Genomic DNA, 14,301 nt, shown 5'->3' with positions numbered 1-14,301 from the left:
ATAAGGAAACCCCGAGCAACTGAGACGCGACTTTAGCGATCCTGAAGGTTAGCTGAGACTTCAACCTCAATGACGGTGAGGCCCGACACACCGGCGGCGAGCAGCGTCGCGAGGCCCTCCTCGCGGCAGCGGGTAGAGCCGGCGCCATAGGCCGCGGCAAGGCCGCCGATGCTGCCGGTTTGTTCCGTCGCGAAATAGCGCGCGAAGCGCCGCGCTCCCGCCTCGCTGGTTGCTGCCAGCTCGCCGTGTTCGAGCCCCGCGAAGATCGAGCCGCCCGCATCGTTGAGGACGATGACCTGCAGGTCGACGCCGGCTTCGAGCCGACCGCGCAGCAGCGCGGAGGCGTCGTGGAAGAAGGTCAGGTCCCCGCACACGATACGCACCGGGCGTCCGCTGCCAAGGGCCAGTCCCCAGCCGGTGGCGATCGTGCCGTCGATGCCGGCAAGGCCGCGGTTTGCCCATACGCGTAGCCCGGCGTGCTGCTCACGGGCCGGGGCGAAGCGGTCGAGCGCACGGATCGTGGAGGAGGAGCCGACGAGCAGGTCGAGGCCCTGGCGCGCCGAGTCCTGCCATACCGTGAGCGCCGCTCGCTCGAGCGGCGTCGCGGGGCGCGCCGCCACGGCGCGATCGGCCGCGAGCCAGGCGGCAAGCCAGGGCGTCTCGGGCAGCTGCGGGAGCTCGCCGCGAGCGCCCGGCTCCCCCGCCGCGACCCGCACGACGCGCGCGGCGCCGCCGGTCAGGTCGGTGTAGCGATCGTGGGCGGCAAGGACGATCGGGGCCGGATCCGGGCGCGAGATGAGCTCGGTGACGGGCCGGGTGAGCGTCGGGTGGCCGGCGATGACGACGTCGCTGATCTCCGCGGCGAGTGGGCTGTCGGCCAGCAGCGCGACGTAGGAGGTCAGGGCGCTCGGCAGGTCGCGCAGGTTGGAGGACGGCTCGGCAAAGACGGGCGTGGCGGTGGCGGTGATCGCCTCGGCGAGGCCCGCGATGTGATCGGCCTTGTCCCCCGCGACGACGACGGGCGCCTCCAGGCCGGCGAGGACCTCGGCGATATCGGCGCCGGCGGGGGCCGGCGGTGCCTGCCAGTCAGTCTCCGGCAGCGGCGCCGGCTCGTCGCCGATCTCCGGGGTGAGCGGCGGCCGGAAGGAGACGTTGAGCTGGACGGGGCCCGGCGCGGGCGAGCTCAGCCCGCGGGCGGCCGCCAGCGCCTCCGCCACGACGGCGCTCGCATTAGTGGCGTCGGCATCGAGGTGCAGGCAGGCGCGCGAGACGTTGTCGAACATCGCGACCTGGTTCGTCGTCTGGTTGGCGCCGGTGCGCCACAGCTCGCGCGGCCGATCGGCGGTGAGCGCGAGGAGCGGCACGGCGGCAGCGTCGGCCTCTGCGAGCGCGGGATACAGGTTGGCAACGGCCGTGCCCGAGGTCGTGACGATCGCGACGGGGTGCCCGGTCGCGAGCGCGATGCCGAGCGCCGAGAACGCGGCGGCCCGCTCGTCCACGCGCACGAGCACCCGCAGCCGCCCGGCGGCTTCGGCCTGGGCGATGGCGTAGGCGAGCGGCGCGGAGCGCGAGCCCGGCGCCAGCACGACGTCGCGCAGGCCGCCGGAGATCAGCGCGGCGACGATCTCGCGCGCGGTGGCCATGGCGCTCACTGCTCGTCCTCGTAGCCGGATAGATCGATTCCTGCGAGCGCCGCGACGCGCGCCAGCCGCTCGCGCCACACGCGCTCCATCTCGCCCGACTCCCGCACCGCATCGATCCGATCGGGCACGACATCGCGCACCGGCAGCATGCCGCCGCTCGGGCGCAGCGGGCTGCTCGTGACGTCCTCGGTAAAGAGGTTGACGGTGGCCAGGCCGCAGGCGAGCTCGCAATCCAGCGCGGCGGCCAGGCGCACCCCGAGCGCGATGCCGACGGAGGATTCCAGCGCGGAGGAGACAACGACGGGCAGCGCGAGGGCCTCGGCGAGGTCCATCGCGGTGCGCACTCCGCCGAGCGGCTGGACCTTGATGATGGCGTAGTCGGCGGCGGCCAGACGCCTCACGGCGAGCGGATCGGCCGAGCGCCGGATCGATTCGTCGGCGGCCAGCGGCACATCGATCTGCCGGCGCAGGGCGGCGAGGTCGGCGACGTCGGCGACGGGCTGCTCGGCGTATTGCAGGCCTCCGGCGGCGCGGTCCAGCTGCGGTAGCACGCGGGCCGCTTCGCTCAGGTCCCAGCCGGTATTAGCATCGACGCGGATGTGGCCGGCGGGCCCGAGCGCGTCCCGCACGGCCTCGAGCCGCGCGAGGTCGGCGCTCAGGTCCTGGCCCGCCTCGGCGACTTTCACCTTCGCCGTGGTGCAGCCGCCCGAGGCGAGCACCATGGCGTGGGCGCGTTCGGGATCGACGGCGGGCACGGTGACGTTGACGGCGATGTGATCGCGGCGCGGCGCGGGTAACTCGCCCGCCAGGGCCTCGTGCGCGCACGCCAGCCAGCGGGCGGCGTAGGCGTCGTCGTATTCGATGAAGGGCGAGAACTCCGCGGCGCGCCCCTCGCGCGTCAGGATGATGCCGTGGCGGCGGTCCAGGCCCCGGAATCTCGCGCGCAGGCCCGCGCCGTAGACGGCGATCATGGCAGCACCCGCGCAATCGCGCGCCGAATGGGCAGCATCTTCGTGTACGTTTCGGCTAGTTCCCGCTGCGGGTCGGAGCCGACGACGATGCCGGCGCCGGCATACATCCGCAGGTCTTGACCGTCCGCGCGCCCCTCGATGCGCGCGCAGCGCAGCGCGATGACGAATTCGCCGTTGCCGGAGTCATCGACCCAGCCGACGGGCCCGGAGTAGCGGCCGCGGTCAAAGCCTTCGAGCTCGGCCAGCACCCGCGCCGCGGCCTCGCGCGGTGTGCCGCAGATCGCGGCCGAGGGGTGCAGCTGGCCCGCGACCTGCAGCGCCGAGTGTTCGCCGCGCAGGTAGCCGCTGACGTCCGTGGCAAGGTGCATGATCGTGGGCAGGCGCAGCACGCGGGTATCGGAGACCTGGACGTCGGCGATTCTGCGCAGCACCTCGATGACGCTGCGCGCCGCATAGGCGTGCTCGCTCGTGTCCTTTGCGCTCGTCATGAGGTCTTCGGCGGCGGCCTCATCGGCATCGAGGTCGCCGCTGACGGGCGCGGAGCCCGCGAGCGCCCGGGAGGCCACCTCACCGTTTCGCACGCGCACGAGCATCTCGGGGCTCGCGCCGATCAAGCCATCGACGTAGTAGGTCCAGCACGTCGGGTAGGCTTCCGCGAGCGCCGCCGCGAGCGGCCCGATCGGCACATGGCCGTCGAGCTCGATGACCTCATCGCGCGCGAGGACCGTTTTGGCAAGTTCGCCCGCTTCGATCCGACGCACGGCCTCGCGCACCCCGGTCAGGAACGCCTCGTCGCTGAGCTCACCCGCATGCTGCGCCACGACTCGGCTCGCCGCGCGCGGCGGCTGCGGCACCTCCGGCGCCTCGGCCATGAGGTCGCTCAAGTCGATGACGCGCACCCCGGCGGGTCCGATATGCCACTGGATGCGCGGCACGATGAGCACGCTGGTGGCTTGCGAGACGGGCGAAAACGTGCCGGAGACAAAGGCACGCACCCCCGAGGTGTAGGCGGGCAGCGCGGCGCACAGCGCGGAAAACTGCTCCTGCAATTCCTCGAAGCGGCCGCGCCCGGAGGCAGTTAGTCGCGCGAATTCGCCGACTCCGATCGTCTGGACGGACTCGGCGTCGCTGCCGTGCCGCCAGATGGTCGGCTGGTGCCCGGCATGCAGTTGTGCAAGGTCGGGCGGGCTCACCTGGGACAAGTCGGATTCCTTCGATGGGGGTTACGAGGGACTCAACTACTCTAATGCGTATGACACCTCACGAAAGCGCTGGCCAGCCATTCAACCCCCGCCTGTGGCGCGAGGTTGCGGGTTTCGGCTTCACCGACATGACCTACCATCGTGCCATCGACCCGGACTCGGGCGAGGACCTACCCGCCGTCCGCATCGCGTTTAACCGGCCCGAGGTCCGCAATGCCTTCCGGCCACACACCGTCGATGAGCTCTACCGCGCGCTCGATCACGCCCGCATGACAAGCGACGTGGGGACCGTCATCCTCACCGGCAATGGCCCGAGCCCCAAGGACGGCGGCTGGGCGTTTTGCTCCGGCGGCGATCAGCGCATCCGCGGGCGCGCCGGCTACCACTACGAGGTCGCGGGCGCGGACGCCCAGGCCGATCCGCACACCCGGCGGGAGCAGATCGATCCCGCCCGCGCGGGCCGGCTGCATATTTTGGAAGTCCAGCGACTCATCCGCACGATGCCGAAGGTCGTCATCTGCGTGGTGTCCGGCTGGGCGGCCGGCGGCGGCCATTCCCTCAACGTCGTGGCGGACCTCTCGATCGCCTCGCGGCAGCACGCACGCTTCATGCAAACCGATGCCAACGTCGGCTCCTTCGACGCGGGGTACGGCTCGGCCCTGCTCGCCCGCCAGATTGGGGACAAGCGCGCCCGCGAGATTTTCTTCCTCGCCCGCGAATACAGCGCGGAGGATGCCGAGCGCTGGGGCGTGGTCAACGAGGTCGCCGATCATGCCGAGATCGAAAACCTGGCGCTCGAGTACGCCCGCATTATCGCCACCAAGTCACCGCAGGCGATCCGAATGCTGAAATTCGCGTTCAATCTCGCCGACGACGGGCTCGCGGGCCAGCAGGTCTTCGCGGGCGAAGCCACGCGCCTGGCCTACATGACGGATGAAGCAGCTGAGGGCCGGGACGCGTTTGTCGAGCGACGCGATCCGGACTGGTCGCCCTTCCCGTATTACTACTAGGCGCCTGCCGCGTTTACGACGTAGACCTTGGCGAGGTGGTCGCCAAGCGTTTGCCGGCTCGGGCTGATCAGGGGGCGCACGAATCCCCAAAATAGCGTCAGGAAATCGAGGGTGTGCCCACCATCCGGTAGCGCAGCGGCTCGCCCGTTCGTGCCGTGAGCGCGGTGAAGGCGACGACGATCACGTAGGCGAGACTCGAGTACAGCCAGATATCCGCTGCGGCGGCGGGGCGTGATGGGCCATGACTCAAGCGTAGTCAAAGAAAGACCCGGCCACCCCCGTGGCCGGGTCTTGATCGTCTGGTCTCCCCCTGCGGAGACCAGACGAGAAGTCGCGTGCGTAGCTCAGGCCCTCCTCCTGATAAGCGCTACGGCTAATCGCGCCGACACCTCAATAATGCCGCAGCTCAAGGCACAGGGCGCTCATCGGGAGACTGAACTTGCCCTGATCTTCCTCCCTTGCCAGTCGGACGCGGCGTCATACCCAGGTATGACACCATCCTCGTTATCGTTAACGGGTGACCACCTTCGCCCCAGTCGATCCGAACGGTATCGTCCCCGTCGTGGGCGGCCGCGACGCCGCCGCAATCGCGCGGGTGCTGCGCACTCTTGCCACCGCGTTGACGCAGGACGCCACCCCGCCCAACTACCTAGCCGACCCGGCGGCGACGCCCAGCGAGATCAGCCGCATCCTCGGCCGTATCCGCCGCCCGCTGGCCGATGCGCGGATTGTCGTCCAGACCTCCGGATCGACCACCGGGCAGGGTAACCTCGTCGGCCTCAGTCCCACCAACGTGCTGTCCTCGGCGCTCGCGACGCTGGTCACGCTCGCCGACCAGCCGCCTCCCACCACTCTCGCCCCGGCCACCCTCGACGCGGCGCGCTCCGCCCTGCCGCCCGCTGCCCGGGCGACGTGGGTGACCGGGCTGCCGGTCCATCACATCGCGGGCCTGCAGGTCCTTACCCGCAGCCTGCTCGCCGATACCGAGCCGATCATCGTCGATACCGCCGCCGGCTTCGACCCCGCTGCCCTCGCAGCCGCCGCCGAGCGTCACGACGGCGCCACCCGGCTCTACACCTCCCTCGTGCCCACCCAGCTGCGCGAAGTCGTGGCCGACCCCGCCCTCGCCCGGCGCATCGGTGAGCGTTTCGATGCGATCCTCGTCGGCGGGGCCGCCCTGCCACCGACGACGGCCCGCACGGCCGCGCAGGCAGGCCTGAACATCGTGCGCACCTACGGCATGAGCGAGACGGGCGGCGGCTGCGTCTACGATGGCCGCGCCCTGCCGGGCGTTCAGGTCAGCCTCACGGACGTCGACGCGCACGGCGTCGGCCTCATCCGCCTCGCCGGCGCGATGGTCGTCGACGGCTACCTCACCGACGCCACCCCCACCAACCCCCGCCACCGGCTCGGCCATTCGATCCTCACCTCCGATCTCGGCGTGCTCACCGGAGGCGTCCTTAACGTGATCGGCCGAGCCGATGACGTCATCATCACCGGCGGCGCAAATGTCTCGCCGCAGGCCGTCGAACAGCTGCTGTCCGACGCCGGTTTGGAGGGCATCATCGTCGGTGTGCCGGATCCGCGGTGGGGCGAGCGCCTAACCTTCGTCACGACGACGCCAGGCACCACCCTCGATCAGGTTCGGGCAGCGCTTGGAACCCGGCCCGCCGAGCAGCGCCCGCGCGCCCTTGTCACACTGCCGGCGCTGCCCGAGCGCGGCCCCGGCAAAATCGACCGGCGCCGAATCGCTAGCCTCGCAGCCGCGCGCCTTGCCAGCGGCGAGGGTGAAAGCCGCGATCCACGCTAGCGCCGGCGCGGCGTTAGACTTGGGCAGGCTTTCCCCCTCCCCTTGCGAAAGGACCGATCCCTAATGGCGACGCTCGCCGATTGGATCGAAGGCGCGCGCCTTCGTACCCTGCCCGCTGCCGTGGCTCCGGTCATCCTCGGCTCGGGAGCCGCGATCGGGCTCGGCGGCTTCTCCCTGCCGCGCGCACTGCTCGCCGCGATCGTGGCGCTCGCCTTACAGGTCGGGGTCAATTACGCCAACGACTACTCCGATGGCATCCGCGGCACCGACGACAACCGATCCGGGCCGCCCCGCCTGACCGGCGGTGGCCTGACGGCGCCGGCGAACGTGAAACGTGCGGCGCTTGCATGCTTCGCTATCGCGGCCCTCGCCGGGCTCGTCCTCGTCATTCTCGCGCGCCAGCCGTGGCTCATTGCGATCGGCGTCGCGGCGATCATCGCGGCGTGGTTTTACACCGGCGGGAAGAAGCCTTACGGCTACCTGGGTCTCGGCGAAGTCTTCGTCTTTATCTTCTTCGGCCTCGTCGCCACCGCGGGCACGACCTACACCCAGGCCCTCACTGTTCCGTGGACCGTATGGGCCGGAGCCAGCGGGATCGGGCTCATCGCGTGCGCCATTCTCATGGCAAACAACATCCGCGATATCCCCACCGACGCCGTCACCGGCAAGCACACCCTGGCCGTGCGCCTGGGTGATCGCCGCGCCCGCTACGCGTTTGTCGCCATGATCATGGGCGCAATTGCCCTCGCTGTTCTCACCGTCATCTCCCATCCGGGCGCGCTTATCCTGCTCGGCCTCATCGTGCCGGCCTGGTTCATCATCAAGCCAGTGCTCGCAGGCGCTACCGGCAAGGAACTCATTGCCGTCCTGCGGGACACCGGCTTTTTCGAGCTGCTGTATGCCTTCGCGCTAGCGCTCGTCTTTGCGCTCTAGCTCATCGTCGAGGAGCAGGTCCTCTTCGGAACTGGCCGCATCCGCTCGCTGCTCGCGGGTTCGTCGCGCCCGTAGCGGATCGTGCTCGGCGAGCTGCGCCACGGCGGCCCGACGCGGGCGATCAAGCAGCACGTACGATAGCAGCGCTCCGATGAGCACGGCGATGATCCAGGTGATCGGGGAACGCCAATTAAACCCGGCAAGGACAAGGATGCCACCGGCGCCGGCGATCAACAGGATGCGATAGAGGGTGTACATCAAAAAGGCCACCCCCTCACTGTAGTCCGGCGCCGTACGCGGGTGGCGAAGTCGATACGCCCGCGCTGCTGATCCGACGTACCCTAGAGATATGGCTCGAGTGCTCCCTGTCATCGTGATTGCAGCGCTAATGATCTATGCGTTAGCTGATTGCGTCATGACCCCGCGGGACCGCGTGCCGCGCGGATTGCCGAAGGGATTGTGGATCATCCTCATCTTGGTTCCCGTCGTGGGCCCACTTGCCTGGCTGTTCATGTCCCGGATGGCGGGCTCGGCGCCCTACCAGCGCGGGCGGCAGGGCTCGTGGAATCCGACGAGCCCGTCGAACAATCCCCGCGGCGGGATTTTTGGGCGCAAGGCTAAGCCCGTTGCCCCCGACGACGATGAGACCTTCCTAGCCGATCTCGACTGGCAGGCACGCAAGGCGCATTACGAACGCCAGCGTCGGCAGCGCGAGGCCGAGGAGGAAGCGCGCAAGAAGAAACAGCGCGAGGAACGCCGCCGCCAAGCCGAGGCCGGCGAGGACGACGAGAGCGATACCTCCGCCAGCTAACCGCGCGCCAGCGCCTGGCCACCGGCGCGCCACGTCGCGGCCAGATCCGAGCTGGGCGGCAGCCGGAAATCCAGTTCCATGATGACGAGCCCGTGCGCCATGGCAAACATCGCCTGCGCCGTCGCCGGATTGCCGGTCACGAGCCAAAATGGCGCGCCGGACCATTCCTCAAGCCCCTCGATGAGGTCATCGCGGCGAAAATCACGTCCCGTTGCCAGTCGGTATCTGCCCGGATCTGACAGGGCCATCTCACGGTAGGTCGCAAGGAGCGCTCCTGCCGGATCGTCGCCCGCGATCGCCGCATGCAGCGCATCGCCCATCTCGAACAGTGCGCCCTCCACGATCCATGCGGCAAGCTCCGCTCGACTCGCGACATGCTTGTACAGCGATGGCGCCCGAATGCCGAGCCGGGCGGCGAGCACCCGCATGCTGAGCTCATCCCAGCTCGAGTCATCCATGATCGATCGCGCCGCCGCAATGATCTCGCGCTGTCGCGTGGTCAGTAATCGGGGCTCGGGTCTCGCCATCATGGCTTCACGCTAGCGCCGGCGCTCCACTTCTGCAGCCAACGCCTCGTTGAATGCGGCCATGTCTGCTGCGATGTCGAGCGCCCCGCCGGCATAAAGAACTAGGGCTCCCGTGAAATCCTCCCCCTGGATCAGCCGGGTGTGGCCCTGCGTGGTGCGTTCCAGCAGAAAATAGTGCTCTCCATCAACGAGGCCAGGCACGATGAATTCTCCCCGCCAGCGCAACTCGGCCCCTGGCTCCGCGCGCAGCACGACGGGTTCGAACTCGAGGTCATTGCCGCCCGCCCGCATGCGCGTCTGCAGCTTTTCACCGGCGACAAGCTCACCCGATATCTCCGCGAAGTTCGGTGACCACCGGCTCCACGATGGCAGGTCAGCAAGGACCTCCCAGACCTTTTCCGCGGGTGCCTTGATGACGAGCTCGGAGCGCGGGGAGACCGGCTTGATAAGACCGGTGTACCCGGCGGAAACGGCGCCCAGTACGAGGATTACCCCGACAATGGCGCTGATGCCAATCATGGCGGCGCGTGCCGGCCGCAGGTTCTTTTTCATGTCACTAGCTAACACTGTTAGCCTAGTGTGCGCAAGGCCTCATCAGCCCTGACTTTCGGTTCGGTTAGAGCAACAGCTGCGTGATCGCGGGTTCTATGAGTGCGTAGGAGTGTTTGGACTCGAAGAAGTAGTTGATTCCAAACATGTTGAACATGACGCCGGCGAAGCCGATGAGGATGAGGTAGGCCGACCGACGTCCATCCCAGCCACGGGTGGTGCGAGCATGCAGGTAGGCCGCGTAGATGACCCAGACGACGAAGCTCATGACTTCTTTCGCATCCCAGCCCCACGGCCGTGTCCAGGCCGAGTTCGCCCAGATCGCGCCCGCGACAATCGTGAAGGTCCACAGCACGAATCCGACGGCGACCAGTCGGTGCGCGAGCTGCTCGAGAGTCTTGACCGGTGGCAGAACGCCAAGAATGCGGGAGGCCAGCCCGTGGTCCTCCCCAGCCACGTCCTTGCCCAACTGAAGTGCGGCGATGAAGGCGGCAATGCCGAATACGCCGACGCCGCCAATTGCCAGCGGCACGTGGATGATCAACCAGTAGTGGTCCAGGATCGGTGCAATGCCATCGGATCGCGTGTAGAGCACGACGACCGCGAGCCCTAGGATCAGTGCCGCGGGAAGCGCGACAAAGACGCCCACGTCTCTCAGATCCCACCGGCGCGACAAGATCAGGAAGATCACGAGAGCAACGAAGGTGAAGGAGATCGTGAACTCATACATGTTGGACCAGGGCATGTGGCCGCCGGCGATGCCGCGCGTCACGACGCCGATCCCGAGGAAGATGGTGCCGAGGTAGGTCAGCGACATCCCGATTCCGGCCCCAGGCCTGCGCACGCCCTCGCCTCGGTTGCCGGGACGTCCCGAGACATCGACGGCAAAGGCGAGCATCGCGCCAACAAACGCCGCGATCGCGGCGTAGACCAACAGGGTGGATACCTGGGCGAGGGACTGCATCTAGTTTTCCTCATGTCTGGGATCAGGGGCCGGCAGCTCGGCCAGGAGCCAGTCAAGTTCCCCATCCAATCCCGCGTCATCACCGCGAGATAGAGCCGCCGCTTCGATCACTGTAGTGCCTGCAAGGGTACTCGTTCGCACCCACAGTCGCCGCCGCGGCACAAAGAGCGAAATGCACAGGCCTCCGATAGCGCTCACCGTTGAGATCAGCAGCCACATGAGAGAGGGATCGTGTCGCACATCAAAGGAACCAAAGCGCGTGAGGTCACGAAACTCGATCGTGCCAAGACCCCCGGGGATCTCTGCCGTCTGCCCCGGCGCGAGCTGGATGGCGTAGGGCGTTCCGGTGTCATCGCTCACCTGCGTGAGCTCATCAGTGTGCAGCTCGTAGGCATTGCGCGGAATCCCCTCATCGAGCCCGAGATTTCCGTGCCAGACGTCGAGCACGAGGAGCGGTTGGATGGGCGAGGGATGCGCCGAGGCCCACGTCCCATCGCTCTGGCCGGCTGCCGGCATGAAGATGCCCGAGAACCCAATCTGGTCGAGGCCCTTCGAGACATCGGGCACCTTGATGACGCCACGTGAGGTGTAGGCCGCGTCTTGCGGAATGAAGGGGACGGGCCCATCGAAGGCCACCTTGCCTTCCGCATCGGTCACCCGAATGATCGGTGCGAACCCGTTGCCCGATAACGTGATCGCCGTGTCGCCGGCCTCGATCGGGTGGTTCGGAGTGATGACTTCACGGCGCTCAGCCATCGCCCCTGAAGCATCGGGCTCGCGCACTGTGACATCGGCGCGGAAGGATTCAGGCCGACCGCTCGGCGCAAATGATGACGCAAAGGCATCGAGGGTGAAGGAGAACGGGCGAAGATCTGATTCGCTGAACCAGGCGCCGGACTCAAAGGAGTCGTAATCGACGAGCGCATTAGCAAACCCACGCCCTTCGATCACGATGGCCTGGCCGCGATACGTGGCGAGCTGCCCCCAGGCGAAGGACACCAAAATGCCGACGAGCGCGTAGTGGAAGAGCAGGTTTCCAATTTCTTTGAGGTGTCCGCGCTCGGCGCTCAGTCCGTCATCGAACCGCTTGACTCGATACCGGCCTTTGAGTCGCTTCGCTAGGCCAGCGATGACGTCGTCGCTTTCGGACACCTCGATGCGCCGGTAGGACTCGAATCGGGACAGGCGCGACGGAATCCGGACCGGCGGTGAGGTCAGCGAGCGATACAGCTCCCGGGTGCGCGGCAGGATGCAGCCGATCAGGGAGATGAACAGCAGCAGGTAGATCGCCGAGAACCAGACCGAGGAGTACACGTTGAAGAATCCCAGCGTGTCCAAGACCGGTCCCAGACGCGGGTAGGTTTCGAGGAATTCGGCGACCTTTTCCGGGTTCTGCGCGCGCTGCGGCACGAGCGAGCCCGGCATCGCCGCAAGGGCGAGGGCGAGCAGCAAGAAGATCGCGACCCGCATACTGGTGAGCTGGCGCCAACTCCAGCGAAACCACGAGACAACTTCGCTCACGTCACACCACCGTCTCGAAGCCGCCGATGATGCCCTGCAGCCACGCCGTTACTGAATCCCACAAGCCGGAAACCAGCAGCAGCCCCAGCACGATGAGCAGCACTCCGCCAACGCGCATGAGCGTCACTCGGTGCCGGCGCATTGCGGACAGCACCTTCGTCGATCGGGCGAATAATGCTCCGAGCACAATGAACGGAATGCCGAGCCCGAGGCAGTACGCCAACGCGAGGATTGCCCCACGCCACAGATTTGCGCCGTCCAGCGCGAGCGTGAGCACCGCCGATAGCGTCGGCCCAATGCATGGTGTCCACCCGAGGCCGAAGACGACCCCGAGGACGAAGGCGCCGACCTGCCCGCTCGCCATGTCGATTCGCAGCCGCTTCTCACTTTGGGCAAACGGCAGCCACCCAGCAAACGCCAGCCCCATGAGAATCACCAGGACTCCCAACACCCGAGTAATGATCGAGACGTAGGGGGCAAGGGCGTAACCGATCGAGGCGAAGGCAATGCCAAGGCCCACGAAGACGGTGGTAAACCCGGCAACAAACAGCGCGAGCCCGCCCGCCACTTTGCGCATCGGGGCCTTCGCGCGAACACCCGAGCGGTCCGCGGCAGCGCCGGTCATTCCGGAGACGTAACCGACGTAGCCGGGCAGCAGCGGCAAGACGCACGGGGAGGCAAATGAAATGAGCCCGGCGATGAGCGCCACGGGAATCGCGGCGATCATCGAACCGGTCAAGACGGTCGTGCGAAAGAACTCAACGAGATCCATCAGGAGGACTCCGCCAGCGCATCCTCGATGAGTCCCTTGAGGATCTCCGGGTCGATCCGGCCAAGGATTCGCCCCGAGACCCGTCCCGATTTATCGATGACGACGGTCGTCGGCATCGCCTGTAGCGGGACCTTGCCCTGCATACTTGCCACAATGGTGGCGCTCGGATCCAGGATCGTTGGATAGGGCACCTCGAAGGTATCTTCGAAGGCACTCGCCGCAGCCTGATCATCGCGAGGGTTGATCCCAAGGAAATGGACCGCAGTGAACTCCTGCGACAGGGCCTTCAGGTCCGGAGCTTCGGCCCGGCACGGCGGGCACGCTGCGTACCAAAAGTTGACGACGGCGACGTCACCAGCCCAGTCGGCCGAATCGATGTCTTTGCCGTCGAGGCTCTGCCCGCTGATCTCGATCGGTTCGCCACGCTCGGCAGGCTGCCAGATGGTGAATGAGCCATCGCCGGCCTGATACCCGGCCCCCGGCGAGGTGGCGCTTCCGGGCGCGTTTGACTCGGCGCATCCACCAAGGAGCGCAACGGCGAGGGCTGCGGCTGCCAGCCGCGAGAAGCGAGGCGTCACTCGCGCTCATCCGTTCCGGCCAGATCGGCGCTCGAGGTTCCCGGCACCATGTCACTGGCCGCTAGCAGCAGATCGCCAGCAGGTTCCCAGTAAGCGAGCCCGACGAGGCGATCGTCATCGAAGGTCAGCGAGGTGAGCGAGGCGAGCGAACACTGCCGCGAGCGCGGATCGTGCGCGAGCGGCCGCCGCTCGAGGAAGAGCCGCGTGACCCAGATCGGTAGCTGATGCGAGACGAGTAGTGCTTCATGCCCGCGAGCCTCAGAGTGCAAGACGTTGCGAATGACGCCACTCATCCGATCAACCTGCTCGACGTACGGCTCCCCCCACGAGGGGCGCAGCGGGTTGCGGTAGCGCCACCAGAAGTTCGGATGAGCGAGCATCGCACGGTTGCGGTTGACGTCAAAGCCCTCGAATTCGTTGCCGGCCTCGATGAGGCCATCGTGCGTCATGAGGCTCAGCCCAAAGCGCTTCGCGGTCGGCGTGGCGCTCTCCTGGGCTCGCTGCAGCGGGGAGGCACCCACGTGCGCGATATCGTGACCGCCGTCGGCCAACACATCGGCGACGCGACCGGCCATCGCCTCTCCCAGCTCGGAGAGTCGATAGCCCGGCAGCCGGCCGTACAAAATGCCCTCGGGGTTGAACACCTCGCCGTGCCGCATGAGGTGAATCGTCGTGCGCGTCATGGGGTTAGTCTCTCAGGTTTGGCGGCACCGCTTCCAATGCGCGTGTCAGCTGCCGAACGCTCAGCGTGTAGCGAGCGATTTCCTGGCCCGCCACGCAGATGACGGGCACGGCCTCGTGGTAGCGCTCCCGGAGGTGAGGGTCGGCGTCGATATCGATAACGTGCGGCTGCGCGCCGTGCTCGGCAAGGACGCGCCGAGCCACCGCAATCGCGTCATCGCAGAGATGACAGCCAGCCCGCGAGTAAATGACGACGGGCGGGGGCGGGCCCGGGCGTGGGCGGCGGTTGCGGAAGATGCGAGAGGCGAAGCGTGTCATAGAGTTGAAGC

At 67.5% G+C, this 14,301-nt stretch carries 17 protein-coding genes; 4 read left to right on the top strand and 13 right to left on the bottom strand.

Annotation, left to right across the window (positions count from 1 at the left end; genetic code table 11):
- Positions 1 to 32 precede the first annotated feature (32 nt).
- Genes menD through MUN85_RS09870 form a run of 3 tightly spaced genes read right to left on the bottom strand, consistent with a single transcriptional unit; the run spans position 33 to position 3,807 of the window.
- A complete protein-coding gene (gene menD / locus MUN85_RS09880) occupies positions 33 to 1,643 on the bottom strand; it encodes a 2-succinyl-5-enolpyruvyl-6-hydroxy-3-cyclohexene-1-carboxylic-acid synthase (RefSeq protein ID WP_250506581.1) in 1,611 nt (536 codons plus the stop codon).
- A gap of 5 nt (positions 1,644 to 1,648) precedes the next feature.
- Positions 1,649 to 2,614 carry an o-succinylbenzoate synthase gene (locus MUN85_RS09875; protein ID WP_250506552.1) on the bottom strand — a complete coding sequence of 322 codons (966 nt, stop codon included), beginning with the start codon at positions 2,612 to 2,614 and terminating at the stop codon, positions 1,649 to 1,651.
- Positions 2,611 to 3,807, bottom strand: coding sequence for an isochorismate synthase (locus MUN85_RS09870; protein ID WP_250506580.1), 1,197 nt, complete (start codon positions 3,805 to 3,807; stop codon positions 2,611 to 2,613). The genes MUN85_RS09875 and MUN85_RS09870 overlap by 4 nt, the downstream gene beginning before the upstream one ends.
- 59 nt (positions 3,808 to 3,866) lie before the next feature.
- Between MUN85_RS09870 and MUN85_RS09865 the strand changes: the two genes are divergently transcribed.
- On the top strand, positions 3,867 to 4,826 hold the full coding sequence (locus MUN85_RS09865; protein ID WP_250506551.1) for a 1,4-dihydroxy-2-naphthoyl-CoA synthase: 960 nt from the start codon (positions 3,867 to 3,869) through the stop codon (positions 4,824 to 4,826).
- A 97-nt stretch (positions 4,827 to 4,923) separates the two neighbouring features.
- Here the strand turns inward: MUN85_RS09865 and MUN85_RS09860 are convergent, their stop codons facing one another.
- Positions 4,924 to 5,076, bottom strand: coding sequence for a hypothetical protein (locus MUN85_RS09860; RefSeq protein ID WP_250506550.1), 153 nt, complete (start codon positions 5,074 to 5,076; stop codon positions 4,924 to 4,926).
- Between the two features lie 267 nt (positions 5,077 to 5,343).
- On the opposite strand from MUN85_RS09860, the gene MUN85_RS09855 reads away from it, so the two are divergent.
- Together MUN85_RS09855 and MUN85_RS09850 are read left to right on the top strand one after the other, a co-directional pair.
- Positions 5,344 to 6,636 (top strand): AMP-binding protein, encoded by a 1,293-nt coding sequence (locus tag MUN85_RS09855; protein WP_250506549.1) that lies wholly within the window; start codon positions 5,344 to 5,346, stop codon positions 6,634 to 6,636.
- Between the two features lie 63 nt (positions 6,637 to 6,699).
- Positions 6,700 to 7,569, top strand: coding sequence for a 1,4-dihydroxy-2-naphthoate polyprenyltransferase (locus MUN85_RS09850; protein ID WP_250506548.1), 870 nt, complete (start codon positions 6,700 to 6,702; stop codon positions 7,567 to 7,569).
- On the opposite strand, the gene MUN85_RS09845 is transcribed toward MUN85_RS09850, so the two are convergent.
- Entirely contained in the window at positions 7,546 to 7,839 is a 294-nt protein-coding gene (locus MUN85_RS09845; RefSeq protein ID WP_250506547.1) for a DUF4229 domain-containing protein, read from the bottom strand. The two genes, MUN85_RS09850 and MUN85_RS09845, sit on opposite strands and share 24 nt — an antisense overlap.
- Before the next feature lie 79 nt (positions 7,840 to 7,918).
- Between MUN85_RS09845 and MUN85_RS09840 the strand changes: the two genes are divergently transcribed.
- A complete protein-coding gene (locus MUN85_RS09840; RefSeq protein WP_250506546.1) occupies positions 7,919 to 8,380 on the top strand; it encodes a PLD nuclease N-terminal domain-containing protein in 462 nt (153 codons plus the stop codon).
- Here MUN85_RS09840 and MUN85_RS09835 read toward each other — a convergent pair.
- From MUN85_RS09835 to MUN85_RS09800, 8 genes are all read right to left on the bottom strand, one after another.
- Entirely contained in the window at positions 8,377 to 8,910 is a 534-nt protein-coding gene (locus MUN85_RS09835) for a TetR/AcrR family transcriptional regulator (RefSeq protein ID WP_092561984.1), read from the bottom strand. The two genes, MUN85_RS09840 and MUN85_RS09835, sit on opposite strands and share 4 nt — an antisense overlap.
- 9 nt (positions 8,911 to 8,919) lie before the next feature.
- Positions 8,920 to 9,459, bottom strand: a complete 540-nt coding sequence (locus MUN85_RS09830; protein WP_250506545.1) for an SRPBCC domain-containing protein — start codon at positions 9,457 to 9,459, stop codon at positions 8,920 to 8,922.
- Between the two features lie 64 nt (positions 9,460 to 9,523).
- The gene (gene ccsB / locus MUN85_RS09825) at positions 9,524 to 10,420 is read right to left on the bottom strand and encodes a c-type cytochrome biogenesis protein CcsB (protein ID WP_092561978.1); all 897 of its coding nucleotides are present in this window, start codon (positions 10,418 to 10,420) and stop codon (positions 9,524 to 9,526) included.
- The gene (gene resB, locus MUN85_RS09820) at positions 10,421 to 11,941 is read right to left on the bottom strand and encodes a cytochrome c biogenesis protein ResB (protein ID WP_250506544.1); all 1,521 of its coding nucleotides are present in this window, start codon (positions 11,939 to 11,941) and stop codon (positions 10,421 to 10,423) included.
- A gap of 1 nt (position 11,942) precedes the next feature.
- The gene (locus MUN85_RS09815; protein ID WP_250506543.1) at positions 11,943 to 12,713 is read right to left on the bottom strand and encodes a cytochrome c biogenesis CcdA family protein; all 771 of its coding nucleotides are present in this window, start codon (positions 12,711 to 12,713) and stop codon (positions 11,943 to 11,945) included.
- Positions 12,713 to 13,291 carry a TlpA family protein disulfide reductase gene (locus MUN85_RS09810; RefSeq protein WP_250506542.1) on the bottom strand — a complete coding sequence of 193 codons (579 nt, stop codon included), beginning with the start codon at positions 13,289 to 13,291 and terminating at the stop codon, positions 12,713 to 12,715. Before MUN85_RS09810 ends, MUN85_RS09815 begins: the two co-directional genes overlap by 1 nt.
- Entirely contained in the window at positions 13,288 to 13,974 is a 687-nt protein-coding gene (locus MUN85_RS09805) for a histidine phosphatase family protein (protein WP_250506541.1), read from the bottom strand. The genes MUN85_RS09810 and MUN85_RS09805 overlap by 4 nt, the downstream gene beginning before the upstream one ends.
- Positions 13,975 to 13,978: 4 nt before the next feature.
- The gene (locus MUN85_RS09800) at positions 13,979 to 14,290 is read right to left on the bottom strand and encodes a glutaredoxin family protein (RefSeq protein WP_250506540.1); all 312 of its coding nucleotides are present in this window, start codon (positions 14,288 to 14,290) and stop codon (positions 13,979 to 13,981) included.
- Positions 14,291 to 14,301: the final 11 nt, after the last annotated feature.

This window comes from Bowdeniella massiliensis (genome assembly GCF_023634005.1).
In the GTDB taxonomy this organism is placed as follows: Bacteria; Actinomycetota; Actinomycetes; order Actinomycetales; family Actinomycetaceae; genus Bowdeniella; species Bowdeniella massiliensis.
Note: the sequence above shows the minus strand (reverse complement) of the source record. Positions and strands in the feature narration are given on the sequence as shown.

Bases quoted from the DNA above. Each gene is read 5' to 3' on its own strand.
- MUN85_RS09835 (WP_092561984.1), bottom strand. From the start codon at position 8,910: ATGATGGCGAGACCCGAGCCCCGATTACTGACCACGCGACAGCGCGAG.
- ccsB (WP_092561978.1), bottom strand. From the start codon at position 10,420: ATGCAGTCCCTCGCCCAGGTATCCACCCTGTTGGTCTACGCCGCGATC.
- menD (WP_250506581.1), bottom strand. From the start codon at position 1,643: ATGGCCACCGCGCGCGAGATCGTCGCCGCGCTGATCTCCGGCGGCCTG.
- MUN85_RS09815 (WP_250506543.1), bottom strand. From the start codon at position 12,713: ATGGATCTCGTTGAGTTCTTTCGCACGACCGTCTTGACCGGTTCGATG.
- MUN85_RS09805 (WP_250506541.1), bottom strand. From the start codon at position 13,974: ATGACGCGCACGACGATTCACCTCATGCGGCACGGCGAGGTGTTCAAC.
- MUN85_RS09800 (WP_250506540.1), bottom strand. From the start codon at position 14,290: ATGACACGCTTCGCCTCTCGCATCTTCCGCAACCGCCGCCCACGCCCG.
- MUN85_RS09865 (WP_250506551.1), top strand. From the start codon at position 3,867: ATGACACCTCACGAAAGCGCTGGCCAGCCATTCAACCCCCGCCTGTGG.
- MUN85_RS09840 (WP_250506546.1), top strand. From the start codon at position 7,919: ATGGCTCGAGTGCTCCCTGTCATCGTGATTGCAGCGCTAATGATCTAT.
- MUN85_RS09850 (WP_250506548.1), top strand. From the start codon at position 6,700: ATGGCGACGCTCGCCGATTGGATCGAAGGCGCGCGCCTTCGTACCCTG.
- MUN85_RS09830 (WP_250506545.1), bottom strand. From the start codon at position 9,459: ATGAAAAAGAACCTGCGGCCGGCACGCGCCGCCATGATTGGCATCAGC.
- MUN85_RS09875 (WP_250506552.1), bottom strand. From the start codon at position 2,614: ATGATCGCCGTCTACGGCGCGGGCCTGCGCGCGAGATTCCGGGGCCTG.